This is a genomic window from Phenylobacterium sp. (genome assembly GCF_016793225.1).
In the GTDB taxonomy this organism is placed as follows: domain Bacteria; phylum Pseudomonadota; class Alphaproteobacteria; order Caulobacterales; family Caulobacteraceae; genus Phenylobacterium.
The window spans coordinates 102,270-126,921 of sequence record NZ_JAEUMN010000106.1 but is presented as its reverse complement, the minus strand read 5'-3'; the positions used below and the strand labels follow the sequence as shown (position 1 = coordinate 126,921).

Here is a 24,652-nt window from a genome sequence, read left to right as displayed (position 1 = left end):
TCGAAGTCGTCGGTCAGGTAGCGGACGAAGCCCGAGCCGTACTTGTTCGAGGTGTTCAGGCCGGCTTCCAGGCGATGGACGTCCAGGGTGTCGTTGTCGAGGCGGGCCCGCGCGAAGACCGACAGGCCGCGGATGGGCTGGGCGTCGGCCGCCACCACCCAGTCCGACGCCTTGGTCCGCAGGCCGGACCGGTTCGTGAAGACGGCGTTCTCCTCGGTGCGGAAGCTGCGGCCGACCAGCACGTTGGCCCGCCGCCCGTCGTCCCACATCACGGTGGCGCGGCCGGCGACGTTCAGGCGCACGCCGTCCTCGTAGAGGTCGTAGCCGGGGAACTTGTTCGAGCGGAACAGCGTCGTCTCGTCGAACTCGAAGGCGACGGAGTCCTCGTTCAGGTAGATCGGATCGCCCGCCGCGGTGCGGCCGATGATCACCTGCTTGGCGTTGGGCGAGGCGGCGATCTGCGCGATCGGTTCGACGATCACCGTGGCGTCGCTGAGCCGCTTGAAGAACGGGTAGTTGATGTCGAGGCCGACGGTCGCCAGGCCCCGGGTCATCTCGTCCTTCCGCGTGGTCGAGCCGACGCCGGTGAGGATGTCCTGGATCCGATAGGCGTCGGCGCGCGCGTTGAGGAACGGCGAGAAGCGCAGGCCGGCGGCCGAGGTGAACGAGCGGCGCCAGTCGACCTCGCCGGTCAGCCGGGCGCTGTCCAGGCCGGGCAGGCGCGCGGCCGGGAAGAACTGGGACTGCTCGCGGCTGAGCACGACGCCGCTGGTGTGCACCCGCAGCCGGCCGCCCGCCACCGTGCCGGCAGGCTCGTAGTGACCCTCCACCAGGGGACCGATGACCGGGAAGATCCGGTCGTTCTCGCCCGAGGCGAAGCCCGTGGCCGGATCGAAGTTGCCCGGCCGCAGGCCCTGGATGGTCATCGCGGCGACCGAGAAGTACGAGCGCTGGTCCTGCCGGATCGAGTAGATCTGGCTGATCAGGCGGCGGTCGTCGGCGATGTACGGCCCGCGCGTGTCGTAGACCTTGCCCACCTCGTACTTGTCGAAGATCAGGTCGTCCGAGGCGCGTTCGGCCGTGAAGCCCCACAGCCACTTCTCGTCGATCTGGAAGGCGCCCCGGCCCAGGACGTAGCTCCTGTGGGTGGACGTGCCCGGAAGCTCGTTGCCCTTGCCGTCGAAGTCGCGGGCGTGGGTGTAGCCGAAGCGGATGTCCACGTCGCCCGAGTAGAAGCGCTTGCGCACCTGGCCGTTGAGGAACGGCGCGATCTTGGAGTTGATCTGCGGGCTGATCGTCAGGTCGGTGGAGGGCGAGACCACCAGGTAGTAGGGCTGCTCGTACGAGAGGCCGCGGCGGTCCGAAACCGAGGCCTTGGGCACCAGGAAGCCGGACGAGCGCGGGGCGTCCGGGTCGGCGTGCCAGAACACCGGCAGGTAGGCCACCGAGACCCCGAACAGCCGGAAGCGCGCGCTGCGGTACGTCACGATCCGCCGCTTCTTGTCCCGGACCACCCGCTCGGCGGCGATCGACCAGGTGGGCGTCTTCGGCGTCCCGTCCGCGGCGCAGATCTCGCACGGCGTGTAGATCGCCTTGTTGAGCTCCTGGATCGTGTCGCTGCGCTTGGCCGCGCTGGCGGCGGCGATCTTCACGTTCTCCTGCAGACGCGCCGAGAAGCCCAGCGCGACGCCGGCCTTCATCTCGTCGTCCAGCACGATCTCGTTGGCGAACTCGGTCGAGCCGTCGGCCTCGACGATGACGATGTTGCCGAACCCCCGGATCACCCCGGTCTTGTCGTCGTAGACCAGACGGTCGGCGCGCAGGGTGCGGCCGTTGTAGCGCACCTCGATGTTGCCCTGCGCGGTGGTCACGCCGTTCTGGTCGTCGCGGACGACCTCGTCGGCCTCCATGTACATCTCGTCCGGCTTCAGCCCGTCGGCCCGGGCCGGGGCCGCGGGCGGAGTCTGGGCCTGGACGGCCGAGGACCACAGGAGGGCGACCGCCGCGCTCGCCAGAAGGGCGCGCTTGCCTGCGCTTCGCGGCGAACGCCGACGCGGAACCATCAACCCTCTCGATCCCCAGTGACGCGCCGCGGCGGCGTCTCTTGTTGCAGGCCTGCGATGCATAGCTCCGCAGGCGAACGATTCAACCGTCTTCGGTGTAGCAAAGCAGGCTCACCCCGGCGAGCAGCGCGACCACCGCCGGAGCCCAGGCGGCAGCGAACAGCGGGATGATGTCGGCCTTGGCCAGCGCGCCGGCGAACTGGTTGAAGAAGAACATGACGAAGCCCAGCGCCACGCCTGTCCCGGCCAGCCCCGCCAGCCCGCCCAGGCGCGTCAGCCGGAGCGAGAAGGCGGCGGCCAGGACGGACATGGCCGCGAAGAGGAGGGGGGTCGCCAGGAGCTGCTGCAGGCGCAGCCGGTAGCTGTTGGCCGAGAACCCGGCCTGCTCGGTGAGCTGGATGGCCCGCGGCAGCCGCCAGAACCCGATCGCCTCGGGCGAGGCCAGCCGCTCCAGGGCGGCCTCCTCGTCCAGGGTGGAGCGGATGGACAGCGAATCCGACCGGATCGACGAGGCGCCCGCCGTCGCCTCCCGCACGTTGCGCAGGCGCCAGTGGCCGGGCAGCAGGGTCGCCTCCTCGGCCTCCAGCCGCCGCCGGAACTCCGGCTGCCCGCGCGGGCTCTTCTCGTAGATGAACAGCGAGACGCCGCGCAGGGTCACGACGCCCCGCCGCACGTCGCGGTCCTTGGCGTGGATGACGATCTGGCTCTTCTCGTCGCCCTGGCGCAGCCAGATGTCCTGCGGCGCGTCGCCCAGGTAGTTCTCCATCAGACGCGCGCGCTCGAGTTCGAACCGGGCGCTGAGCGCGGCGGCGAGGGGGTTGAGCGCGCCCACAGCGACCAGGCCCAGCGCGAATGCGCCCGCCGCCGACGGCCAGATGAACCGCCACGCCGAAACCCCCGCCGCGCGCATGGCCACCAGCTCGCTGCGCCGGTTCAGGCCCACGAACGCCCCGATGCCGCCGAACAGGAAGCAGAACGGCAGGAGGATCTGGATGATCGAGGGGATCTTCAGCAGCGTCAGCTGGAAGATCGAGTCAGCGCCGACGTCGGCCCGGGTTCCCACCTGGCTGGTCAGCTCGACGAACTGGATCAGCAGCACCACCGACGAGATGATGGCGAGCGCCGCGGTCACGCCCAGCAGCGTGTAGCCCAGGATGTAGCGCTCGATCCGCCCCATCATGCGCGGGCGCCCGTCAGGTGCAGGGGCTGCTTGGTGATGTCGATGTGGCGGCTCACCTTCTGGCGGAAGATCTGCGCCAGGGCGAGCCAGGTCGCCAGGATCGGCGTCAGGTACTGGGCGACGTTCAGCCAGGCCTCGTCCTCGCAGGCGGACTGGATCTGGAAGCCGACCAGCCGGACCGCCGCGGCGATCGCGCCCATCACCACGATGCGCCGGCCGTAGCCCAGCCGCGAGAAGCCCCCGCCGATGATGGCGTTCAGCGCCAGCGCCATGAAGGCGATGTTGTAGAGGGGCGAGGCGATGCGGGCGTTGCCCTCCGCCAGCAGCTCCAGCCGGTTGCGCCGTTCCCAGTCCTGCTGCAGGTCGGGGAAGAACAGCTCGTGCAGCCACCGGTCCGACGGCTTGTAGTGGATCAGTTCGTCGGATCGCGAGAGCGGCGCGAGGTCGAAGATGTACTCGTCGAACGTGAGGTAGTTCAGGACGCTGCGGCTCGACAGCTCTTGGTTCGAGCCGTTCCGCATGAACAGCACCGGCCGACCTTGGGCGCGCCCGACGCGGCCCTGCTCGGCCGTGTAGGTGCTCGTCGAGCCGTCCGGCTTCACCTGGTGGATGAAGAGGTTGCGGAGGTTTCCTTGCCCGTCGACGCTCTGCGCGTAGACGGTCAGGCCGGGCGTCGGCTCGGTGAACTCGCCCTCGCGCACCAGGGTGGCGGCCAGGTCGGTCCGCACCTCGAACAGCTCCTGGCGCAGGGTCCGGAACGAGGCGGGCTGCACGAACAGGTTCATCAGCAGCGCCAGGAAGGCGATCGTGGCCGCCAGCCGCATGGCCGGGCTGATCACGCGCCAGCGGCTCATGCCGCCGGCGAAGCAGACCACGATCTCCTGCTCGGTGTGCAGCCGGTTCAGCGCCACCAGAGCCGCCACGAACACCGCGATCGGCAGGATCAGGTTGATGAGCTGCGGCATGTACAGCAGCGTCACCTTCAGGAACACGAGCGCGCTCTGGCGCTGGTTCACGATCAGGTCGAGCCCCGCCAGGCTCTGAGAGAGCAGCGCGACCGACGTCAGGGCCAGGGTGGCCAGGACCACCGGCCCCAGCAACTGGCGCAGGAGATATCGATCAATGAGGCGCACTTGCGAAAATCGAATGGCCCGGAGATTTAGTCGCGCCCCGGCGGCGGACCTGTTCTAAACCATGCGTCGCTTCGCCAGACAACAACCCTACGTCGGCGGCCCAGAGACCTAAGCCGAGACCTCGAGAGAAGAGATCATGGATATCCAATTCGTCGCGGCGGGCGCCGCTGTTCCTGCGAAATGCGCCGTGGCCCGCATCGTCTTCGAGGGCGAGGCCCACACCGGCGCGGTCGCCCAGGCGGTCGCCGCGAGCCGCTTCACGGGGGGCAAGGGCCAGACGCTCGACATCCTGGCGCCGCAGGGAACCGACGCCGCCCGGCTCGTCCTCGTGGGCGCCGGCAAGCGGGAGGCGTTCGACGCGGTCGGGGCCGAGAACGCCGCCGCCACCGCCTACAACGCCCTCAAGGCGTCGGGCCTGGAGGTGCTGCGGGTGGAAGGCGCCGGCGCGCTCGCGGCCAACGCCGCGTTCGGCGTGCGGCTCGCCAGCTACCGCTTCGACCGCTACCGGACCAAGGAGCCGGCCGAGAAGAAGCCGTCGATCCTGCGCACCGAGGTCGCCGCGGACGATCCCGACGGGACGCTGACCGCCTTCGCCGACTTCGCCGCCCTGGCCGACGCCATCAGCTTCACCCGCGACCTCGTCTCCGAGCCGCCGAACGTTCTCTACCCCGCCGAGTTCGCCCGGCGCGCCAAGGCGCTGGAGACCCTCGGCCTCGAGGTCGAGATCCTGGGCGAGGCCGAGATGATGAAGCTCGGCATGGGCTCGCTGCTGGCCGTGGGGCAGGGCAGCATCCGCGAAAGCCAGCTCGTGGTGATGAAGTGGATGGGCGCCGCCGACAAGTCGGCCCAGCCGATCGCCTTCGTGGGCAAGGGCGTCTGCTTCGACACCGGCGGCATCTCGATCAAGCCGGCCGAGAACATGGAGGACATGAAGTGGGACATGGGGGGCGCGGGCACGGTCGCCGGCGTCATGCACGTCCTCGCGGGCCGGAAGGCCAAGGTCAACGCCATCGGCATCCTGGGCCTCGTCGAGAACATGCCCGACGGCAACAGCTACCGCCCGGGCGACGTGCTGACCTCCATGTCCGGGCAGACGATCGAGGTGGTGAACACCGACGCCGAGGGCCGCCTCGTGCTGGCCGATGCGCTCTGGTACTGCCAGGACCGCTTCAAGCCGAAGTTCATGGTCGACCTGGCCACGCTGACGGGCGCCATCATCATCGCGCTGGGGAACGACCTCGCCGGCTGCTACGCCAACAACGAGGAGCTCGCGTCCAACCTGCTCGAGGCCGGCAAGGCCGAGGACGAGGGCCTGTGGCGCATGCCGCTGCCCGACGCCTACAACAAGCAGATCGACTCCATGATCGCCGACATGAAGAACACCGGCGGCCGGCCGGGCGGCTCGATCACCGCGGCGCTCTTCCTCCAGCGGTATGTGAACAACGTCCCCTGGGCGCACCTGGACATCGCCTCGACCGCCTGGAAGAAGCCCTCGTCGGTCCCCACCGTGCCGGACGGCGCCGTGGGCTTCGGCGTGCGGCTCCTCAACCGCATGGTGCGCGACAAGTACGAGGGGTGATGGGGCGTCGCACCCCCGCCCACGTCATCCCCCGGCTCGTCCGGGGGATCCATGCCGGTGGTCCCCCGGTGCTTAAGGGGATTGTTCGCGTGCTTCGATACGACGACGGGCGTCGTGCAAGCGGAACAATGGGTCCCGCGGACAAGCCGCGGGATGACGTGACGGTGCGAGCACGTCGGAGCGCGGCGCTCGCTAGATGACCACCCGCCTCGTCCTTCTGCACAGCCCGCTGCTGGGGCCGCTGTCGTGGCGGCGGGTCGCGGCCATCCTTGCCGGGCGCGGAGCGGCGGCGGAGGCGCCGGCCTGGCCGCGGCTCTCGACTCTGGGCGCCGACGGCTACGCGGCGCTGGCCAACAGCATGGCCGCCAGCCTGGGCGCGGGTCCACCGGCGATCGTCGTGGCGCATTCGGGCGCCGGCGCGCTCATGCCCTCGGTGGCGGCCCTGGCCCGCGGGCAGGTGAGGGGCGTCATCTACTGCGACGCCATCCTGCCGCACCCGGGGCTCTCGTGGTTCGACACCGCGCCGCCGGCCCTGGCGGCCCAGCTGCTGGCGGGCGCCGTCGAGGGCCGGCTTCCGGCGTGGGACCAGTGGTGGCCGCCGGGCGCGCTGGCGAAGCTGGTCCCTGACACCGATCTCCGCGAGGCGCTGATCGGGGAACTGGAGCCCATCCCGGTCGGCTACTTCGAGGAACTCGCGCCCGAGCTGGAGCTGGCCGTTCCGGCCGCCTACCTGCAGCTCTCGGGGGCCTACGTCGAGGAAGCGCAGATCTCGATGCGCAGGGGCTGGCCCGTGGTGCGGCTTCCGCTGCATCATCTGGCCATGCTGACCCACGCCGAGGCCGTCGCCGGCGCCATCGAGAGCCTTGCCGCGCGCCTGGAGGGCCGTGATGGCTGACGCGCCCTGCGAGGTCTGGTTCTACCATCTCGAGCGCACGGGCCTCGACCAGGCCCTGCCCGAGCTGCTGGAGAAGACGCTGCAGCGCGGCTGGAAGGCCATCGTCCGCTCGTCCGCCTCCGAGCGCATCGACCACCTGGACGGTTGGCTCTGGAGCTACCGGGACGAGAGCTTCCTGCCCCACGCGCCGGCCGACGAGCCCAACGCCGCGCGCCAGCCGATCCTGCTCACCACGCGCGCCGACAACCCCAACGCCGCCGATGCGTTGTTCCTCGTCGACGGCGCCGAACCCGGCGACCTCGCGGGCTACCAGCGCTGCATCGTCATCTTCGACGGAGCCGACCAGGCCCAGCTCGAGGCGGCGAGGGCGCAGTTCCGGTCCGCGAAGGCGAAGGGGCATCCGGTGTCCTACTGGAAGCAGCAGGCCCGGGGCTGGGAGAAGCAGGCATGAAGCGGTTGGCGCTGGCGACGGTCGTTCTGGGGCTCGCGGGATGCTCGACGTCCCCGCCGCCGGCGTCGCCGCCGCCGCCCGCTCCGCCACCGCCGGCGAGTTCCGCGCCGGCGCCGCCCCCGCCGCCCGACACCTGCGGCGCCCGCCAGCACCAGCACCTGGTCGGCCGGCCGCGCAGCGAGGTCCCCGTGCCGCTGGACCCGAACCGCCAGCGTGTCGCCTGCACCACCTGCCCGGTCACGATGGACTACAACGCCGAGCGCCTGAACTTCTTCTTCGACGCCGGCACGGGCCTCATCAAGGAAGTCCGCTGCGGCTAGGCCCCGAGGGCCTTTCCGGAGCCCCCCGTCATGTGACGGTGGATTGTCTTCCCGGAGCCCGCGAACAAACCCGTCATGGCCCGGCTCGTCCGGGCCACCCACTGGGCTGTGACTTTGTGGCGGCCCTCGGCGCGCGACGGTCCGGCGCCCAGCCCTGTGGCTCCCCCGGACAAGCCGGGGGATGACGGTTGGTTGTCTGGGGCGCGTGGCGCCCCACGGCCCCCGCTACCCCGGGATTTCCACCCCGAACGCCCGCAGCAGCGCCAGCCAGGCCTCGCGCCCCTTCGTCCGGTCGAACTTCTCGACCGCCGTCGCCCGGGCGGCCGCGCGCAGCCCCGCGAACGCCTGCGGCTGGCGGCACGCCGCGATCATCGCCTCTGACAGCGCCGCCACGTCGAAGAACGGCAGCAGGGTTCCGTTCACCCCGTCCTCCACGGCGTCGTGCAACGGCGCGGTGTCCGACCCGATCACGTAGCAGCCGCTCGCCATCGCCTCGGCCAGCGACCAGGAGAGGACGAAGGGGTATGTGTAGTAGACGTGCGCCGCCCCCAGCCGCAGCGCCGCCAGCATCCGGGCGTGCGGCACGCGGCCCAGGAAGTGGACCCGCGCGGGATCGTAGGGGACGCCGTCGAAGCAGACCTCCTTCCAGGTGCGGCCGTCCGGCGGGGAGCCGCCATAGGGGCGGTCCGCGGTCTCTCCGATGATGATCACCTGCGCGTCGGGAACCTCCGCCAGCAGCCGGGGCAGGGCCCGGGCGAGGATGTGCAGGCCCCGCAGCGGCTCCATGTGGTTGTTCACGTGGGTGATCACCGGCGTGCCCGGCGCGATCACGCGCCCGTCGTCCAGGGCGAAGGGCTCCGCCGGCCCCGGGCGGATCTGCTCCACGTCGACGCCCTCGTGGATCACGCGGGCGCGCTCGCGGAACACGGGCGGCAGGGCGTTCGCCTGGAACGGGGTGGGCGCCACGATGGCGTCGCAGCCGGCGTAGCTCAGCGCCATGACCGGGTTCTTCGCCCGCACCCGCAGCGCCTGCTCCTCCTCGACCGGGAACCACTCGGTGTCGAAGCCCACGTCGTAGCCGCGGCCGTGATACCAGAACTCGGCGAAGCCGATCTGGCGGGCCGCCGGGAAGACCTCGGACAGGAACGTCATCTCGCCCCAGCCGGGGTGCCCCACGATCACCTGCGGGTCCCACCCTTCGGCGCGCAGCGCCTTCGCCGCGTCGTAGGCCATTCGTCCCCGCAGGAGGTCAGCCTCAGCGCGAACCGCCAGCGGGAAGATGCCCGGCGTGGTGCCGCGTGGCAGCGAATAGCGGGCGATCCGCGTCGGCGGCAGGCCGCGGGCGTGATCCTGGCCGATCGCCAGCGTCCGAACGCCGCGCGCCGCCAGGGTCTCGGCCAGGTCCCGGAACTGGCCCGGGAAGTTGTTGTGCACGAAGAGGACGCCCGACGGCATGGCGCGGCTTTACCGCGCCGCCGCCGCGGCTGTCACCCCGCACGCCTGGGCGTGGTGCGGATGAGAGGAGTCGAACCTCCACGCCTTTCGGCGCTGGAACCTAAATCCAGTGCGTCTACCAATTCCGCCACATCCGCGTGGAGGCCGCGCCTGCCATTGCGGGCCGGGCGGTCGGCGTCAAGGGGCAGGGGGCTTTCACCCGCCCGCACGCCGTGACATAAGGGCGCCTTCGCGCCGCCGGGGCCTCTTCGGCGGCTACTCCCGTTTGACGTGAAAGGGCGGACACGGCGCGACGCCGCGCGCGGTCCGGGAAGCTGAAGATGTCGATGCAGATCGTTGAGAAGTCTGGTGAAGGCCTGAGCCGCGTCTACGGCGTCACGGTGCCGCAGAAGGATCTGGCCGAGCGCCTCGAGACGCGCATCGCCGAGATCACCCCGACGCTCAACATCAAGGGCTTCCGGCCCGGCAAGGTGCCGCCGGCCCATGTGCGGCGGCTCTACGGCAAGGCGCTGATGAGCGAGGTCGTCCAGCAGGCGCTGACGGAAACCACCCAGAAGGTGCTGGACGACAACAACCTGCGCCCCGCGAGCGACCCCGACCTCAAGCCCGAGGGCGACATCGAGGCGGTCATGGACGGCAAGGCGGACCTCGCCTACGAGCTCGCCATCGACATCATGCCGGACTTCCAGCCGGTGGACGCGGCGACGCTCAGCCTGTCGAAGCCCGTCTACACGCCCACCGACGCCGAGGTGGACGAGGCGATCGCCGACCTCGCCAAGCAGAACCGCACCTATGAGCCTCGCACCGGCAAGTCGGTGAAGGCCAAGGAGGGCGACCAGGTCGTCATCGACTTCATAGGCCGTATCGACGGCGAGGCCTTCGAGGGCGGCACGGCCGAGGACGTCCCGCTCGTGCTGGGTTCGGGCCAGTTCATTCCCGGCTTCGAGGACCAGCTGATCGGCGCCAAGCCGGACAGCGAGCTGACCGTGAAGGTGACGTTCCCCGCCGAGTACCAGGCCGCCAATCTGGCGGGCAAGGACGCCGAGTTCGAGACCAAGGTGAAGGAGGTCCGCGCGCCGGTGGACTCCGCCGCCGACGACGCGCTGGCCGAGCGCCTGGGCGTCGAGAACCTCGAGAAGCTGAAGGAGCTGGTGAAGGGCAATCTCGAGCAGCAGTACGCCGGCGCCTCGCGCTTCAAGCTGAAGCGGGCGCTCCTGGACCAGCTCGACGAGAAGCACGACTTCCCGCTTCCGCCCAAGATGGTCGAGGCCGAGTTCGCCGCGATCTGGCAGCAGGTGCAGCAGGACAAGGAGGCCGGCGAGCTTCCCGAGGACGACGCCAAGAAGACTGAAGAGCAGCTCGAGAAGGAATACCGCCGCATCGCCGAGCGCCGCGTGCGCCTGGGCCTCGTCCTGGCCGAGATCGGCCGCGCCAACAACGTCACCGTCACCGAGCAGGAACTGGCCGAGGCCATCCGCCGCGAGGCCATGAAGTACGGCGCCCAGGCCCAGCAGGTGTTCAACCTGCTGCGCGAGAACCAGAACGCCCAGGCCCAGCTGCGTGCGCCGATCTTCGAGGACAAGGTGGTCGACCTGATCGTCTCGAAGGCCAAGGTCGACGACAAGGCCGTCTCGAAGGACGAGCTCCTGAAGGAAGACGACCTGCCGGAAGGCTACGAGGGCTAACCTCCTCCACGCCTGTCCTCCGCGCCGTCATCCCGGTCTCGCCGCCAGGCGAAGACCGGGATCCATACGCGCCGAAGCCCTGTGACGACGCAGCGGCGATGGCGGCGGCCGGCTTGTGACGCGGAGTCTATGGGTCCTGGTCTGGCGGGGCGGGCCCCGACGTCCTACAGCGACCGCAGGCGCCGCAGCAGCTCGGCGTTCTCGATCGACGCCCGCCGTTCGTTGATGGCGCGGTGCAGGTCGAGCGACTCCTGCGGGTCCAGCGGCGACAGGGCCGCCATCACGTCGTCCAGGTCGGGGTTCATCGGCGCTTCGGGCACGCGTTCGACCGGCATGTCCATGGGACACCTCCCTCATCCCGCCGCGGCGGGGCCTCTCCCGCTCTTAAGGTATCATTTACCTATGCTGAGCGCCAGGAGGTCCATGGCCTTCCACCTCGGCCGCGCCGATCACAGTTCCGTTGGAAGATCCTGCCCACGCCGCCGCGGCCGTCGGCGCCGTCCGGTGCGGCAAGACGCAGAAAAGCGATAGCCCGCAAGGGAATCGGTTGGCTTACCCAGCGTGCAGGGCCTACCTTGGAACCCTCAGCGCCGCGTCGGGGCGGCGGGGCCAACCCTGCGGGGGCAGGGGATGACTTCGCGTCTCCGGGAGTAGAGCGCTCCAGGAAGGAAGCGAGTTTTGCAGCGCACGCGTGAGCCTGGCGCCGACTATTTCCACAAGGTCGTCGATTGCCAGTGGGCCTGTCCGGCCCATACGCCGGTCCCCGAATACATCCGCCTGATCGCCGAAGGCCGCTACGGCGACGCCTACATGATCAACTGGAAGTCCAACGTCTTCCCGGGCGTCCTGGGACGCACGTGCGATCGCCCCTGCGAGCCGGCCTGCCGCCGCGGCCGGGTCGAGGACGAGCCGGTGGCCATCTGCCGGCTCAAGCGGGTGGCCGCCGACAACAAGCCCGACATCACCGCGCGCCTGCCGCCGCCGGCCGCCGCGCCCAACGGCAAGCGCATCGCCCTGGTCGGCGCAGGCCCCGCGTCCCTCACCGTGGCCCGCGACCTGGCCCCGCTGGGTTACGAGATCACGGTCTTCGACGGCGAGTCCAAGTCGGCGGGCATGATCCGAAGCCAGATCCCCCGCTTCCGCCTGCCCGAGGAGGTGATCGACGAGGAGGTGGGCTACATCACCGGCCTCGGCGGCATCGACATGCGCCTGGGGCAGCGGGTCGACAGCCTGAAGGCCCTGCTGGCCGACGGCTACGACGCCGTGTTCGTGGGCTCGGGCGCGCCGCGCGGCCGCGACCTCGACATCCCCGGCCGCCAGGAGGCGGCGGCCAACATCCATATCGGCATCGACTGGCTGTCGAACGTCTCGTTCGGCCACATCGACCGCATCGGCCGGCGCGTCATCGTGCTGGGCGGCGGCAACACCGCCATGGACTGCTGCCGCACCTCCCGCCGCCTCGGCGGCGAGGACGTGAAGGTGATCGTGCGCTCGGGCTTCGAGGAGATGAAGGCGTCCCCCTGGGAGAAGGAGGACGCGATGCACGAGGACATCCCGATCATCAACATGCGGGTGCCCAAGGCCTTCACCCACGAGGACGGCCGGCTCACCGGCGTGGTCTTCGAGGTGGTCGAGGCCGTGTTCGACGAGAAGGGCCGCCGCAAGCTCATGCCCACGGGCGAGCCCGACGAGCACTACCCCTGCGACGACGTGCTGGTGGCCGTGGGCCAGGAGAACGCCTTCCCCTGGATCGAGGACGACATCGGCCTGGAGTTCGACGAGTGGCATATGCCCAAGGTCGACCCCGCCACCTTCCAGTCCACCCTGCCCAATGTCTTCTTCGGCGGCGACGCGGCCTTCGGGCCCAAGAACATCATCTGGGCCGTGGCGCACGGCCACGAGGCCGCCGTCTCGATCCACAAGTTCTGCCACGGCGAGGACGTCGCCGTCCGCCCGCCGCCCGGCGCCACGCTCGTGAGCCAGAAGATGGGCATTCACGAGTGGAGCTACGACAACGACGTCTCCAACGACAACCGCTACCGCGTGCCGATGCGCGACAAGAAGGAGGCGCTGTCGGACGTGCGCCTCGAGGTCGAGCTGGGCTTCGACCGCGAACTGGGCCTGAAGGAAGCCCAGCGCTGCCTGAACTGCGACGTGCAGACCGTCTTCGCCGACAAGCTGTGCATTGAGTGCGACGCCTGCGTCGACATCTGTCCCATGGACTGCATCACCTTCACCGAGGACGCCGCCGAAAGCGCCGAGGGCGAGGCCGACCTGCGCGGACGGCTGAAGGCGCCCGCGCTCAACCTGACGCAGGACCTCTACGTCTCGGGCAAGCTGCCCGGCACCGGGCGCGTGATGGCCAAGGACGAGGACGTCTGCCTGCACTGCGGCCTCTGCGCCGAGCGGTGCCCGACCGGCGCCTGGGACATGCAGAAGTTCTATCTCGAGATGACGCACGCGGGGCCGCAATGCCTGAGCCGGTAGCCTCGCAGCAGGCCCTTGCCGCCCAGAAGGGGGCGCGGATCAACGACTTCGTCGTGAAGTTCGCCAACGTCAACGGATCGGGCTCGGCCAGCGCCAACGGCATGTTCGCCCGCTCGGTGATGCGCATGGGCGTGCCGGTGGCGGCGCGCAACATCTTCCCGTCGAACATCCAGGGCCTGCCCACCTGGTACGAGGTGCGGATCACCGAGGCCGGCCACCTGGGCCGCCGCGGCGGCGTCGACCTGATGGTCGCCATGAACCCGCAGACCTGGGACCGCGACGTGGCCGAGATCGAGCCCGGCGGCTTCCTGTTCTACGACTCCACCAAGCCGATTCCGCCCAGCCGCTTCCGCGACGACATCACCGTCGTCGGCGTGCCGCTAACGGCTATGTGCAACGAGGCCTATGAGCTGCCGCGCGAGCGTCAGCTATTCAAGAACATCATATATGTCGGGGCGTTGGCGGGACTTCTTGGCATCGAAGCCGAGGCGGTCGAGAGCCTCATCCGCGACGACTTCGCCGGCAAGGACCGGCTGATCAAGGCCAACATCGAGGCCCTGCACATGGGCCTCTCGTACGTGCAGAAGCAGCTGGCGCCGCTGCCCCTGCAGGTCCGCCGCGCCGACGGCGTCGGCGACCGCATCTACGTCGAAGGCAACCAGGCCGCCGCCCTGGGCGCGGTCTACGGCGGGGCCACCGTCTGCGCCTGGTACCCGATCACGCCGTCGACCTCGCTGGCCGAGGCGTTCACCGCCTACTGCCAGGAGCTGCGGGTCGACCCCGACACCGGCAAGTCGCGCTACGCCATCGTCCAGGCCGAGGACGAGATCGCCTCGATCGGCATCGTCGTCGGCGCCGGCTGGAACGGCTGCCGCGCCTTCACCGCCACCTCGGGCCCGGGCGTCAGCCTGATGACCGAGTTCATCGGCCTCAGCTACTTCGCGGAGATCCCGGCGGTGATCTTCGACGTCCAGCGCGGCGGGCCCTCCACGGGCATGCCTACCCGCACCCAGCAGGCCGACCTCCTGGCCGCGGCCTACGCCGGCCACGGCGACAGCAAGCACCCGATGCTGCTCCCCGCCGACCCGGGCGAGTGCTTCGAGATGGGCGCCCTCGCGTTCGACCTGGCCGACCGCCTGCAGACCACCGTCTTCGTGATGCTCGACCTCGACATCGGCATGAACGAGTGGCTGACGAAACCCTTCCAGTGGGACGACAGCCGCAAGCTCGACCGCGGCAAGGTCATGACCGCCGAGATGCTGGACGCGGGCGCCGATTTCGGCCGCTACAAGGAGGTGGACGGCGACGGCATCCCGTACCGGACCTACCCCGGAACCCACCCCACCAAGGGCGGCTACTTCACCCGCGGCACGTCGCGGAACCCGTACGCGCGCTACTCCGAGGAGGGCGCGGTCTACGTCGATAACATGGAGCGCCTGCTCCGCAAGTTCGAGACGGCGAAGTCGCTCGCGCCGGCGCCCATCCTGCGGCGCGCCAAGGGCCAGACCCGCGACGGCGTCATCTACTTCGGCTCCACCACCCCGGCCATGGACGAGGCGCTGGAGATGCTGGAGGCCCAGGGCCGCCGCCTCGACGCCCTGCGCATCCGCGCCTTCCCCTTCGCCGACGAGGTCATGAGCTTCATCGAGAGCCACGACCGCGTGTTCCTCGTGGAGCAGAACCGCGACGCCCAGCTGCGCACCCTGCTGATGACCGAGGGCGACGTCGACCCGGCCAAGCTGGTCTCCGTGCTGCACTACGACGGCACGCCGATCACGGCGCGGTTCATCGCCGGCGCCATCGCCAGCCGCATGGCCGTGGGCCAGATCGAGGCCGCCGAATGACCTACATCCTCAAGCCCCAGCTGCATCACCCCAAGCTGCCCACCAACGGCCTGGGCTACACGCGCCGCGACTACGAGGGCTCGGTCTCGACTCTCTGCGCCGGCTGCGGCCACGACTCCATCTCGGCGTCCATCATCCAGGCCTGCTTCGAGCTCGAGCTGCCGCCGCACCGCGTGGCCAAGCTCTCGGGCATCGGCTGCTCGTCGAAGACGCCGGACTACTTCCTGGGCAACTCCCACGGCTTCAACACCGTCCACGGCCGCATGCCCTCGGTGCTGACCGGCGCCAACCTGGCCAACCGCGACCTCATCTACCTGGGCGTCTCGGGCGACGGCGACTCCGCCTCCATCGGCCTCGGCCAGTTCGCCCACGCCATCCGGCGCGGCGTGAACATGCTCTACATCGTCGAGAACAACGGCGTGTACGGCCTCACCAAGGGCCAGTTCTCGGCCACCTCCGACCGCGGCTCGAAGTCCAAGCGGGGGGTCGTCAACACCGACGCCGGCATCGACATGGTGAGCCTGGCGCTGCAGATGGGCGCCACCTTCGTGGCCCGCTCGTTCTCGGGCGACAAGGAGCAGCTGGTCCCGCTGATCAAGGCCGGCCTCGCCCACAAGGGCGCCGCCTTCATCGACTGCATCAGCCCCTGCGTGCAGTTCAACAACCACCAGGGCTCGACCAAGAGCTTCGACTATGTGCGCGAGCACAACGAGGCGGTGAACAAGCTCGACGTCATCACCCCGCGCGATCCGATCCACGTCGACTACCGCCCGGGCGAGACGGTGCGGGTCCAGCAGCACGACGGCTCCATCCTGTCGCTGCACAAGCTGAACGACCTCTACAACCCCAACAGCCGCGCCCAGGCCCTGGGCTACCTCCAGGCCCGGCAGGCGAGGGGGCAGATCGTCACCGGCCTGCTGTTCGTCGACCCGGCCGCGGGCGACCTGCACGACGCGGTGGGAACCGTGGCCACCCCGCTCAACCAGCTGGGCGAGGCCGAGCTGGTCCCCGGACAGGCCGCGCTCGAGCGGATCAACGCGTCGCTGAGGTAGCCTGGGCCGGAGAGCCCGGCTCGGGACCACGGAAAACACGGACGGCCGCCTTCGGCGTCCGCGCGGATCAGGGCTCGCGCACGACGCCTCGGGGCTCCAAGAGCTTCCGATCGTCCCGGCGAAAGCCGGGACCCGGACCCACACGCCGGCTCACGCTTGGAGAGGCTCCGAGGCGCTGGAGCCCGCTTCTGAGCCGTTCCGTCTGGATCCCGGCATTCGCCGGGATGAGCGGATGGTGAGCAGGGATCCTAGATCGCCAGCAGTCCGCCGTCGGCGAACACGGCGCTGCCGGTGATGAACGACGCCTCGTCCGACAGCAGGAACGACACCACCGCCGCGATCTCGTCCGGGGACGAGGCGCGCTGCATCGGCGTCCAGTGCGGCGCGCGGGGCAGGGGCGTGCTGGCGGGGGTGGCGTCGCGCTGGCGATCCTCGCTGGCGTTCGCGCCCATGTTGCTGCGCACCGCGCCGGGGCACACGCAGGCGGCCCGGATCCCCTGCGGGCCATAGTCCACCGCGATCTGCCGGGTGAGCTGCAGCACCCCGCCCTTGCTGGCGGCGTAGCTGGCGGCCGAGCCCGCGCCGCCGATCACCACCGAGGCGATGGAGCCGGTGGTCACGATCACGCCCTTGCCGGCGGCCAGCAGGTGGGGCAGCACATGCTTGGCGCACAGGAACGGCCCGTTCAGGTTGACCGACAGCACGCGCTGCCAGTCCTCCAGGGCCGTCTCGTGGATCCAGCCGCGCCCGGCCGTCCCGGCGTTGGCGAACAGGCCCGACAGCTTGCCGAACCGCGCCTGGCTGGCCTGGACCATCTCGGCCACGTCCGCCTCGCGCGACACGTCGCAGGTGACCGCCAGGGCCTGGCCTCCCGCCGCCGCGATCTCGTCCGCCACGGCCTGTGCGGTCGCGCCCCGAACGTCGGCCACGGTCACGGCCGCGCCCTCCAGCGCCAGCCGCCGGGCCGCAGCCGCCCCGATGCCGCTGCCGGCGCCGGTGACGATGAACACCTCGCCCAGGTGCCGCTCGCGGAAGATGCGCGCCTCCGTCATGCCGGCACGCTCAGACGAAGTTGGCGGTGACGTCGCGGCGCTGGAAGCGCCACCCGTCGGCCGTCTTCACGAAGGTGTCGCGGTACTCGCCCACCAGGGTCGGCGCGCCGATCGGCGAGGTGCGCCGTCCCGGCTCGCCGTCGTGGCGGTGCAGGGTGAGGTAAACCACGCCCTGGGCATGGTGCTCGTCGATCACGTCGATCAGCAGGTTGTTGCAGATGTGGCGCGACATGCGGCCGGTATTGTTCTGCCGGTTGGTGAAGCCCCGGGTGACGCCGTCGCGGCCCGTCATCGTCTGCTCGGCCGAGGCCCAGACCCCGTCTTCGGCGAACAGGTCGCCCACCTTGGCGGCCTCGCCATGGTCGATCAGGTGGCAGTACAGCGTCACCAGCCGCTCGCATTCGCGTTCGATCAGCAACCGTTCGAGGCTGTCCATCGGCTCCCCTCCGCTCCACCCGATCCACTCTGCCAGTGCCGGCGCGCAGCCCGAAGCGCGCTCCGTCGCGCCGGGGGCATGGGCGTATGCGCGACGGCTATGCGGGCGGGGCGGCCTCAGCGGGCGCCGTGGGCCTCCAGCCCTGGGGCAGGCTGGAGGCTCCGCGTCCCCGCAGCGCCAGCAGGGCCATGACGGCCACGACGCCGGCGGCGCCGAAGGCGGCCATCGAGATCGCCGGCTTGCCGGCCTGCTCCGCGACGCCCACGGCGACCAAGCCCCAGGCGATCGGCAGGCCGTAGATCGCCACGCGGGTGCGCCACAGCACGGCGGCGGCGGTGACGACCACGGCCAGGATGCCGGCCAGCGCGGCGCCCGCCGCGATCGACGCGTCGATCAGGCCGCGCGCCGTCGCGACCGTCAGCAGGTTGAGCGCCGAGGCGGTGGTGAGCCAGCCCGCCAGCAGGGCCAGCGGCCACAGCGCCAGCCAGCGGTGCAGCCGAGAAGGCGGCGCGTCCCGGCTGCCGCGCGCCACCGCGGTGATCGCGGCCGCCGCGGAGCCGAGGATCACCGCCACGCTGGTCCATTTCCAGTCGGCGGACGAGACGATGATCCAGACCCCGCAGCCCGCGATCGCGATCGCCGCCGGCCCGGCGATGCGGTCCAGCCATCGGTCGTCGCGCTGGCGCGGCAGGGCCTGCCAGACCGCATAGGCCGCCAGCGCCGCATAGATCAGGCTCCAGATGCCGAAGGCGTAGGACGCCGCCCGCAGGGTCGCCTCGCCGTCGCCGGCGAACTCCGACGCCGAGAGGCCCAGGTCGAGGGTGGCCTGGAGGGCCGGCGCGGCGAGCGCCAGCGCCAGGGCGGCGGGAACGAGGATCCGGCGAAGCTTCATGGGCGGGGAACGCGTCCGGGGCAGGCTCGATCCATGACGCCTATCGGGGTTCGGGGTTGTCCGGCGCCACCGCCGCGGCGTCGGCCTTCGCGCCGCTCAGGGCCGGAACGTACAGCCCGGTGGCGAACTTCGCCAGCCAGCCTTCGGGGCGGATCCGGGGGCCGTAGGCCTTGCAGGGATCGTCGTCGCCGATCCGGCGGCTCTTGTGGCCCTTGGGCGTGGCCGTGGCCGCCGCGGCGTCCGCGAACGGCTCGATGAACTGCAGCGCGTCGCCCAGGCGGCTCAGCGAGGGGTTGTCGGTGCCGACGGGCTGGGCGTTGCGGGTCCAGACCAGCGCCGCGAGCTGCCGGCCCTGCGCGTCGACCACCTCGGCCTCGGCCGCCAGTCCGCCGAGCGCGCCCGGCACACGCAGGCCGAGCGGTCCCGGGATGAAGAAGCCCGAGGCGGCCGAGAGCGCCGAGCCCACGCGACCGGTGGGCGCCACGCGGGTGATCACGGCCCGCACCCGGGCGTCCGCCGGGGCCGGCGGCTCGACGATCTCGTACCGCTCCGAGAACTCGAAGCAGAGCTGGGCGTCGGCCTCGCGGATCAGCAGCTCGCGCTCGGCCTCGGAGAGCCAGGCGGTGCCCTTGGTCTCGGCGACGACGGTGGGCTCGATCCGCACGCGCGCCAGCGGCGCTTCGATCCGGCGCTCGGCGACCCCTGTGCGCAGGCCGCCCTCGCGGGTCTTCAAGCCGTCGTACGACGACAGCTGTCCGGCCGGCCGGGGCGTGCTGGCGCACGCCGCCAGGACGAGGAGCAGGGGGAGGGCAAGGACGACCTTCATGAGCGCTCGCGTCTGCCGGAGGCCCAAGGCCGCCGTGGGTTGCCGCTCCCCAACGCCCAGGCCCCCGATGTGGTCCCACGTCCCCGCATTTCAAGCGGGCCTCGGAGAGCAAAACGCGTTCTTGCCTCCCCCGTCGCGGCAGCGACGGCGGGAGGGGGACCGCCCGCCGAGGCCGGCGCGAGCGGGCCGGAGAGCGGGTGGTGGAGGGGGCGAGCCTCCGCCGCTGAGCCAACCACGGCTGGTCGTTCCGCAGTGCCGGCCGCTCGCCCCCTCCACCCGTCGCTCTTCGGCTGCGCCTCGGCGACCGGTCCCCCTCCCGCCGCTTCGCGGGGGAGGTAAGGCGCCCCACTCCCGTCATCCCGGGCGCAGCGCTCGAAAGAGCGCGGAGACCCGGGACCCAGCCGCACGGCTTTCAGCGCGGTTCGAGGACGACGGCCTCGCGACAACGGACCGTCTCGCCGGTCATGGCGCAGCTTTCCGGGCGCAGAGGCTGGGTCCCGGGTCGCAGCGCTCTGGCGAGCGCTGCGCCCGGGATGACGGAACTTGGGGCGCAAGGGTCGAGGTCTACAACGGGTCGGCAGCGGACCTCAGGCTCTGGCCTACGAGCCGACACGCCGAAGCCCCGGCCGGACCTCTCCGCAGCCATTCGTGTTCTTCGTGTTCATTCGTGGACCACGAACCCTCGAGAACCCGCGGTTCCGACGACCCGCGCCTGCGGCGCCTCAGGTGGCGGGAGCCAGTTCGCCGGCGACGAAGGCTTCTTCGCCGGCGGCGATCAGGCCCTCCAGCACGGCGGGCAGGTCTTCCGGCGCCACGATCAGCACCAGGCCCACGCCGCAGTTGAAGGTGCGGCGCATCTCGTGCTCGGCGACCCCGCCCGCTTGCTGTAGCCAGTTGAAGACCGGGGGCAGGGCCCAGGCGTTCCAGTCGAAGCGGGGGACGAGGCCCTCGGCGATGGCGCGCGGCGGATTCTCGATCAGCCCGCCGCCTGTGATGTGGGCGACGCCCTTCACCCGGCCGGCCTTGAGCTGCGGCAGCACCGAGCGGATGTAGATGCGCGTCGGCTCCAGCAGCGCCTCGGCCATCGTGCGGCCATGGGCGAACGGCGCGGGCGCGTCCCACGCCAGTCCCGAGCGCTCGACGATGCGCCGGATCAGCGAGTAGCCGTTGGAATGCGGACCCGACGAGCCCAGCGCCACCAGCACGTCGCCCGGACGCTGGTCGCCCAGCCTGGGCAGCACCTTGTCGCGGTCGACGGCGCCCACGCAGAAGCCGGCCATGTCGTAGTCGCCCTCGGCGTACATCCCCGGCATCTCGGCCGTCTCGCCGCCCACCAGGGCGCAGCCCGCCTGCCGGCAGCCCTCGGCGATGCCCGCCACCACGGACGCGGCCGCGTCCACGTCGAGCTTCCCGGTGGCGTAGTAGTCCAGGAACATCAGCGGCTCGGCGCCCTGGGCCAGCAGGTCGTTGACGCACATGCCGACGAGGTCCACGCCCACCGTGCCGTGCAGGCCCGTCTCGATGGCGACCTTCAGCTTGGTGCCCACGCCGTCCGTGGTCGTCACCAGCAGCGGGTCGGCGTAGCCGGCGGCCCTGAGGTCGAAGAGGGCGCCGAAGCCGCCCAGCGAGGGCTCGGATCCGGCCCGCCGCGTGGACTTGGCCAGCGGCTTGATCCGCTCGACCAGCTCGTTGCCGGCGTCGATCGACACCCCCGCCTGCGCGTACGTGAGACCGTTTGGCCGTTCGGACATTTACGAACCCGGTTTGAAAGTGCGAGAGAGGCGCCCGTTGCGGCCAGGTATGGAGTCGGCCGCGCGCGGGGCTATAGCTGATTTATGACGCCGATCACCACCACTGCGGAACTCCAGGCCTTTTGCGACAAGCTCAAGGGCCAGCCGTTCGTCGCCGTGGACACCGAGTTCATGCGGGAGACCACCTACTGGCCGAAGCTGTGCCTGATCCAGGCGGCGGCGCCCTCGGCCGAGGCGGTGATCGACCCGCTCGCCGAGGGGATCGACCTCGGCCCATTCCTCGACGTCCTGCGCGACCCGAAGATCCTGAAGGTGTTCCACGCCGCGCGGCAGGACGTGGAAATCTTCAACAACCTCCAGGCCATGCCGAAGCCGCTGTTCGACACCCAGGTGGCGGGCATGGCGGCCGGCTTCGGCGAGCAGATCGCCTATGACGCGCTGGTCCGCCAGATGCTGAAGATCGAGCTCGACAAGAGCTCGCGGTTCACCGACTGGGCCCGGCGGCCGCTCAGCGACAACCAGCTCACCTATGCGCTGGCCGACGTGACGCACCTGGCGCGGCTCTACCCGATGCTGCGCGAGCGGCTGGAGCGGGAAGGGCGCCTCGCCTGGGTCACGGACGAGATGGCCGACCTGACCGCGCCCGCCAACTACGACGTGGAGCCCGAGAACGCCTGGAAGCGCCTGCGCCCGCGCCGGCACACCGCCAAGTACCTCGCCATCTACCGCGCCGTCGCCGCCTGGCGCGAGCGCACGGCGCAGCTGCGCGACCAGCCGCGCGGCCGGATCCTCAAGGACGAGGCCATCGACGAGATCGCCACCCAGGCCCCGACCGACGCCGACGGCTTGGACCGCCTGCGCTCGGTGCCCAAGGGCTTCTCCGGCTCGCGCTTCGGCCCCGACCTGGTGGCGGCGATCCGCGAGGCCCTGCGCGACCCCGAGGGCTACGCCCCGGTCGTCGAGAAGCCCCGGCAACAGGCGTCGCCGGCGGCCGGCGCGGTCGTCGAGCTGCTGAAGGTGCTGCTGAAGGCCCGGGCCGAGGAGGCCGGCGTGGCCTCCAAGCTGATCGCCACCGTCTCCGACCTGGAGCAGATCGCCAACGACGACGGCGCCGACGTAGCGGCGCTGAAGGGGTGGCGCCTGGAGGCCTTCGGCGCCGACGCCCTGAAGCTGAAGCGCGGCGAGCTGGCGCTGGTGCTCGACGGGGCCCGGGTGCGGGTGGTCGAGGTCCGCCGGGCGCCGCGGGCCGCCGCGACCGGCTGAGGCCGCCTCAGGAAACCTCGTCGATCTGGGCGATTCGGCGGGCATGCCGGGCCTCGCCCGGGAACGGCGCGGCCAGCCACCGCGCCACCGCCGCCTTGGCCTGCTCGAGGGTCAGGAACCGCAGGCCCAGCGACAGCGCATTGGCGTCGTTGTGCTCCCGCGTCGAGCTCAGGATGTCGAGCTGCCGCCCCGAGGCGTCCACCTGCTCGGCGCCCGGATCGCCGTAGTAGAGCGCGCAGCGCACGCCCTTGAAGCGGTTGGCCACGATGGCCTCGCCCTGGCCCGAGCCGCCGGCCACGATGGCGCGGCTGTCGCGTCCCGCCGCCACGTCGTCCGCCAGTTTCCGGGCCGCCGCGGCGACGATCTCCGGGTAGTCGTCCTGCGGGTCGTTCACGAACGCGCCACAGTCCTCGACCTCATGCCCGAGCTCGTCGCGGACGAAGGCTACCAGACTGTTCTTGGTGTCGAAGCCGGCATGGTCCGAGGCGAAATAGACTCTCATGGCCCCGCCTTAGCACGTTCCCTAGAAGGTCACCTGCGCCCGCGCGGCGACGGCGTCGTACGCCTGACCGGCCTGCGCGCCCGCCGCGGTCAGCCGCTCGATGTCCACGCGCTGGTAGTCCAGCATCAGCCGGATCGCCGGATTGAGGTACCAGTTCGCCCCGAAGCTGAGGATCTTCTGCTCGCCGCCCCGGACGGCGCCCAGCGGCCCGACGGCGCCGGCCACGCCCTCGCGGAAGTTCAGGTCCAGCACCGAGTAGCGCGCCGCCAGCTCGAACGCGCCCCAGGTCCCGGCCGCCGGATTGAAGGTGTAGGTCTGCTTCGGGGCGTCGAACCGCGCCTCCGTGGCGTTGTAGGGCCGCGTCTCGCCCGTCAGCACCCACGAGCCCTGGACGTACCAGCCCTTGAACCTGGGATCCGGCAGCGCGCTGGCGCGGCGCTCGATCCGGTAGCGGAAGGCCTCGGCCTCGACGAGCAGGCCCTTGATCTGGAGCGCCGCCTCGCCGCCGAAGACCCGGGCGCCCTCGGCGTCGATCGCGCCGGTGTCCACCAGCCGCGTTCCGTCCAGGCGCAGCTCGGGCCGGTCGCGGATCTGGACCGGATACCGCGGGCCGGCGCCGTTGGGACCCGTCGCGTCGTTCGGCTGCAGCACGTACTGCACGTTCGCGCCGATGTGCGCCTGCCAGTCCACGCCGCTGTACGGCGCGAGGGCGGCCCGGGCCAGCCAGCCGGTCTGCTCGTCGAACTGCTGGGCGCCGCCCAGGGTGTTGCCCGTGAACGCCGTCGCCGCGAACCACCGCCACGCCACGCCGGTCTCGCTGCCGAAGGCGTCGTTGGCGCTGAGCTGGATCGCCACCCGCGAGTCGCCGGCGGCGACGTTGCGCGCGGCCTCGGCGGGCGCCGGCCGCTCCAGCAGCGGCATCTGGCTGGTGGAGGTGGCGGCCGCCAGGTTCACGTTGGGCTCGAAGGCCCCCACCTTCAGGCGGAAGGGCTTCAGCGCCGTGTAGGTCACCGACGCCTCGTAGAGCCGACCGGCCTCCTCGACGCCGGAGCCGCCGAACTCGTAGACGAACGCGTAGTCGAAGTCGCCGAACAGCCGACCGTCGAAGCCGATGCGCGCGCGGCGGAAGTTCACGCCCTCGTTGAGGTCCCGGCTGGTCACCGTCGCCGGCAGGTTGTCGTCCTGGAAGTACTTGCCGCCGTCCATCATCAGGATCGCGCGGATGTTGGCGGTGAACCGGCCGTCGGTGGTGGCGAGCGCGGGCTTGCCGTTGGACAGCGACGCCGTGACCGCATTGGCCGCGGGCGGCAGCTTCAGCGTCGCGATGTCGGTCGCGGCGGTCTCCTGCCCGGTCTTCATCTCGGCGAGCTGGGTCGCCATCGCATCGAGCTGCTGCTGGATCGCCGTGAGCCGCGGGTCGGTCGTTCCGCCCGCTCGCAGCTGGTCGAGCTGGGCCCGCATGTCGTCGAGCTGCCGCTGCATGGCCTGGAGCTTCGCCTCGGTCGCCGAAGCCGGCGCGGCGATGGCCGGGCCGGAGGCTGCGCAGAGAAGAAGTCCAGCGCACGCCGCAGCGGCGGCCCCGCGGGTCGAGAGCGGCGTCATGAGCGGGGTCCTTCTCGAGTCGCGCCGTACGCCGACGCGGAAAGCAGGCGGTCTGTAGTCCCCGTGTGCGACGGAACGGCAAAGGAATGACGACAGATTCGTGACGCTCCCAGTGTCACCGACCTGACGTCCAACTGTCGCGCTGTCTTCGCATTGAACTCCTACACCCCGCTGGACGGGCGCG

Annotated in this window: 21 protein-coding genes and 1 tRNA gene; 9 read left to right on the top strand and 13 right to left on the bottom strand. The window is 70.9% G+C overall.

Annotation, left to right across the window (positions count from 1 at the left end; all coding sequences use genetic code 11):
• The 3 genes from JNK30_RS12985 to lptF form a co-directional block, all read right to left on the bottom strand.
• The coding region (locus JNK30_RS12985; protein WP_293482717.1) for an LPS assembly protein LptD at nt 1–2,063 on the bottom strand (2,063 nt) is incomplete at its 3' end.
• A gap of 82 nt (nt 2,064–2,145) precedes the next feature.
• The gene (gene lptG / locus JNK30_RS12980; protein ID WP_293482715.1) at nt 2,146–3,243 is read right to left on the bottom strand and encodes an LPS export ABC transporter permease LptG; all 1,098 of its coding nucleotides are present in this window, start codon (nt 3,241–3,243) and stop codon (nt 2,146–2,148) included.
• Nucleotides 3,240–4,376, bottom strand: coding sequence for an LPS export ABC transporter permease LptF (gene lptF / locus JNK30_RS12975; RefSeq protein ID WP_293482713.1), 1,137 nt, complete (start codon nt 4,374–4,376; stop codon nt 3,240–3,242). Before lptF ends, lptG begins: the two co-directional genes overlap by 4 nt.
• A gap of 136 nt (nt 4,377–4,512) precedes the next feature.
• Here lptF and JNK30_RS12970 point away from each other — a divergent pair, with 136 nt between their 5' ends.
• The 4 genes from JNK30_RS12970 (at nt 4,513) to JNK30_RS12955 (ending at nt 7,621) form a co-directional block, all read left to right on the top strand.
• Complete coding sequence (locus tag JNK30_RS12970) at nt 4,513–5,955, top strand: leucyl aminopeptidase (RefSeq protein WP_293482711.1); 1,443 nt, start codon at nt 4,513–4,515, stop codon at nt 5,953–5,955.
• Nucleotides 5,956–6,151: 196 nt separating this feature from the next.
• Entirely contained in the window at nt 6,152–6,850 is a 699-nt protein-coding gene (locus tag JNK30_RS12965; protein ID WP_293482709.1) for a hypothetical protein, read from the top strand.
• Nucleotides 6,843–7,301, top strand: a complete 459-nt coding sequence (locus tag JNK30_RS12960; protein ID WP_293482707.1) for a DNA polymerase III subunit chi — start codon at nt 6,843–6,845, stop codon at nt 7,299–7,301. Before JNK30_RS12965 ends, JNK30_RS12960 begins: the two co-directional genes overlap by 8 nt.
• On the top strand, nt 7,298–7,621 hold the full coding sequence (locus JNK30_RS12955; protein WP_293482705.1) for a peptidase inhibitor I78: 324 nt from the start codon (nt 7,298–7,300) through the stop codon (nt 7,619–7,621). The genes JNK30_RS12960 and JNK30_RS12955 overlap by 4 nt, the downstream gene beginning before the upstream one ends.
• Nucleotides 7,622–7,846: 225 nt before the next feature.
• Here JNK30_RS12955 and JNK30_RS12950 read toward each other — a convergent pair whose 3' ends face one another.
• Nucleotides 7,847–9,076: a glycosyltransferase gene (locus JNK30_RS12950; protein ID WP_293482703.1), complete on the bottom strand. Its 1,230-nt coding sequence runs from the start codon at nt 9,074–9,076 to the stop codon at nt 7,847–7,849.
• Nucleotides 9,077–9,128: 52 nt separating this feature from the next.
• A tRNA-Leu gene (locus JNK30_RS12945) sits at nt 9,129–9,213 on the bottom strand.
• A 189-nt stretch (nt 9,214–9,402) separates the two neighbouring features.
• On the opposite strand from JNK30_RS12945, the gene tig reads away from it, so the two are divergent.
• Nucleotides 9,403–10,761, top strand: a complete 1,359-nt coding sequence (gene tig, locus JNK30_RS12940; RefSeq protein ID WP_293482701.1) for a trigger factor — start codon at nt 9,403–9,405, stop codon at nt 10,759–10,761.
• A 164-nt stretch (nt 10,762–10,925) separates the two neighbouring features.
• Here the strand turns inward: tig and JNK30_RS12935 are convergent, their stop codons facing one another.
• Nucleotides 10,926–11,102: a hypothetical protein gene (locus JNK30_RS12935; RefSeq protein ID WP_293482699.1), complete on the bottom strand. Its 177-nt coding sequence runs from the start codon at nt 11,100–11,102 to the stop codon at nt 10,926–10,928.
• A 337-nt stretch (nt 11,103–11,439) separates the two neighbouring features.
• Here JNK30_RS12935 and JNK30_RS12930 point away from each other — a divergent pair, with 337 nt between their 5' ends.
• Genes JNK30_RS12930 through JNK30_RS12920 form a run of 3 tightly spaced genes read left to right on the top strand, consistent with a single transcriptional unit; the run spans nt 11,440 to nt 16,144 of the window.
• A complete protein-coding gene (locus JNK30_RS12930; protein ID WP_293482697.1) occupies nt 11,440–13,248 on the top strand; it encodes an FAD-dependent oxidoreductase in 1,809 nt (602 codons plus the stop codon).
• Nucleotides 13,233–15,092, top strand: a complete 1,860-nt coding sequence (locus tag JNK30_RS12925; protein ID WP_293482695.1) for a 2-oxoacid:acceptor oxidoreductase subunit alpha — start codon at nt 13,233–13,235, stop codon at nt 15,090–15,092. The genes JNK30_RS12930 and JNK30_RS12925 overlap by 16 nt, the downstream gene beginning before the upstream one ends.
• Nucleotides 15,089–16,144, top strand: a complete 1,056-nt coding sequence (locus JNK30_RS12920) for a 2-oxoacid:ferredoxin oxidoreductase subunit beta (RefSeq protein ID WP_293482693.1) — start codon at nt 15,089–15,091, stop codon at nt 16,142–16,144. The genes JNK30_RS12925 and JNK30_RS12920 overlap by 4 nt, the downstream gene beginning before the upstream one ends.
• 248 nt (nt 16,145–16,392) lie before the next feature.
• Here the strand turns inward: JNK30_RS12920 and JNK30_RS12915 are convergent, their stop codons facing one another.
• From JNK30_RS12915 to purM, 5 genes are all read right to left on the bottom strand, one after another.
• Nucleotides 16,393–17,196 carry an SDR family NAD(P)-dependent oxidoreductase gene (locus JNK30_RS12915; protein ID WP_293482692.1) on the bottom strand — a complete coding sequence of 268 codons (804 nt, stop codon included), beginning with the start codon at nt 17,194–17,196 and terminating at the stop codon, nt 16,393–16,395.
• 10 nt (nt 17,197–17,206) lie between these two features.
• Nucleotides 17,207–17,632, bottom strand: a complete 426-nt coding sequence (locus JNK30_RS12910; RefSeq protein WP_293482691.1) for a nuclear transport factor 2 family protein — start codon at nt 17,630–17,632, stop codon at nt 17,207–17,209.
• A gap of 97 nt (nt 17,633–17,729) precedes the next feature.
• Nucleotides 17,730–18,524 carry a hypothetical protein gene (locus JNK30_RS12905; RefSeq protein WP_293482689.1) on the bottom strand — a complete coding sequence of 265 codons (795 nt, stop codon included), beginning with the start codon at nt 18,522–18,524 and terminating at the stop codon, nt 17,730–17,732.
• A 40-nt stretch (nt 18,525–18,564) separates the two neighbouring features.
• The gene (locus JNK30_RS12900) at nt 18,565–19,350 is read right to left on the bottom strand and encodes a DUF3313 domain-containing protein (protein ID WP_293482687.1); all 786 of its coding nucleotides are present in this window, start codon (nt 19,348–19,350) and stop codon (nt 18,565–18,567) included.
• 722 nt (nt 19,351–20,072) lie between these two features.
• Nucleotides 20,073–21,101, bottom strand: coding sequence for a phosphoribosylformylglycinamidine cyclo-ligase (gene purM, locus JNK30_RS12895; RefSeq protein WP_293482685.1), 1,029 nt, complete (start codon nt 21,099–21,101; stop codon nt 20,073–20,075).
• Nucleotides 21,102–21,185: 84 nt separating this feature from the next.
• Between purM and rnd the strand changes: the two genes are divergently transcribed.
• Entirely contained in the window at nt 21,186–22,364 is a 1,179-nt protein-coding gene (rnd, locus tag JNK30_RS12890) for a ribonuclease D (protein ID WP_293482683.1), read from the top strand.
• 7 nt (nt 22,365–22,371) lie between these two features.
• On the opposite strand, the gene JNK30_RS12885 is transcribed toward rnd, so the two are convergent.
• Entirely contained in the window at nt 22,372–22,866 is a 495-nt protein-coding gene (locus tag JNK30_RS12885; protein WP_293482681.1) for an RpiB/LacA/LacB family sugar-phosphate isomerase, read from the bottom strand.
• A gap of 21 nt (nt 22,867–22,887) precedes the next feature.
• A complete protein-coding gene (locus JNK30_RS12880) occupies nt 22,888–24,468 on the bottom strand; it encodes a porin (protein WP_293482679.1) in 1,581 nt (526 codons plus the stop codon).
• Between the last annotated feature and the right edge of the window lie 184 nt (nt 24,469–24,652).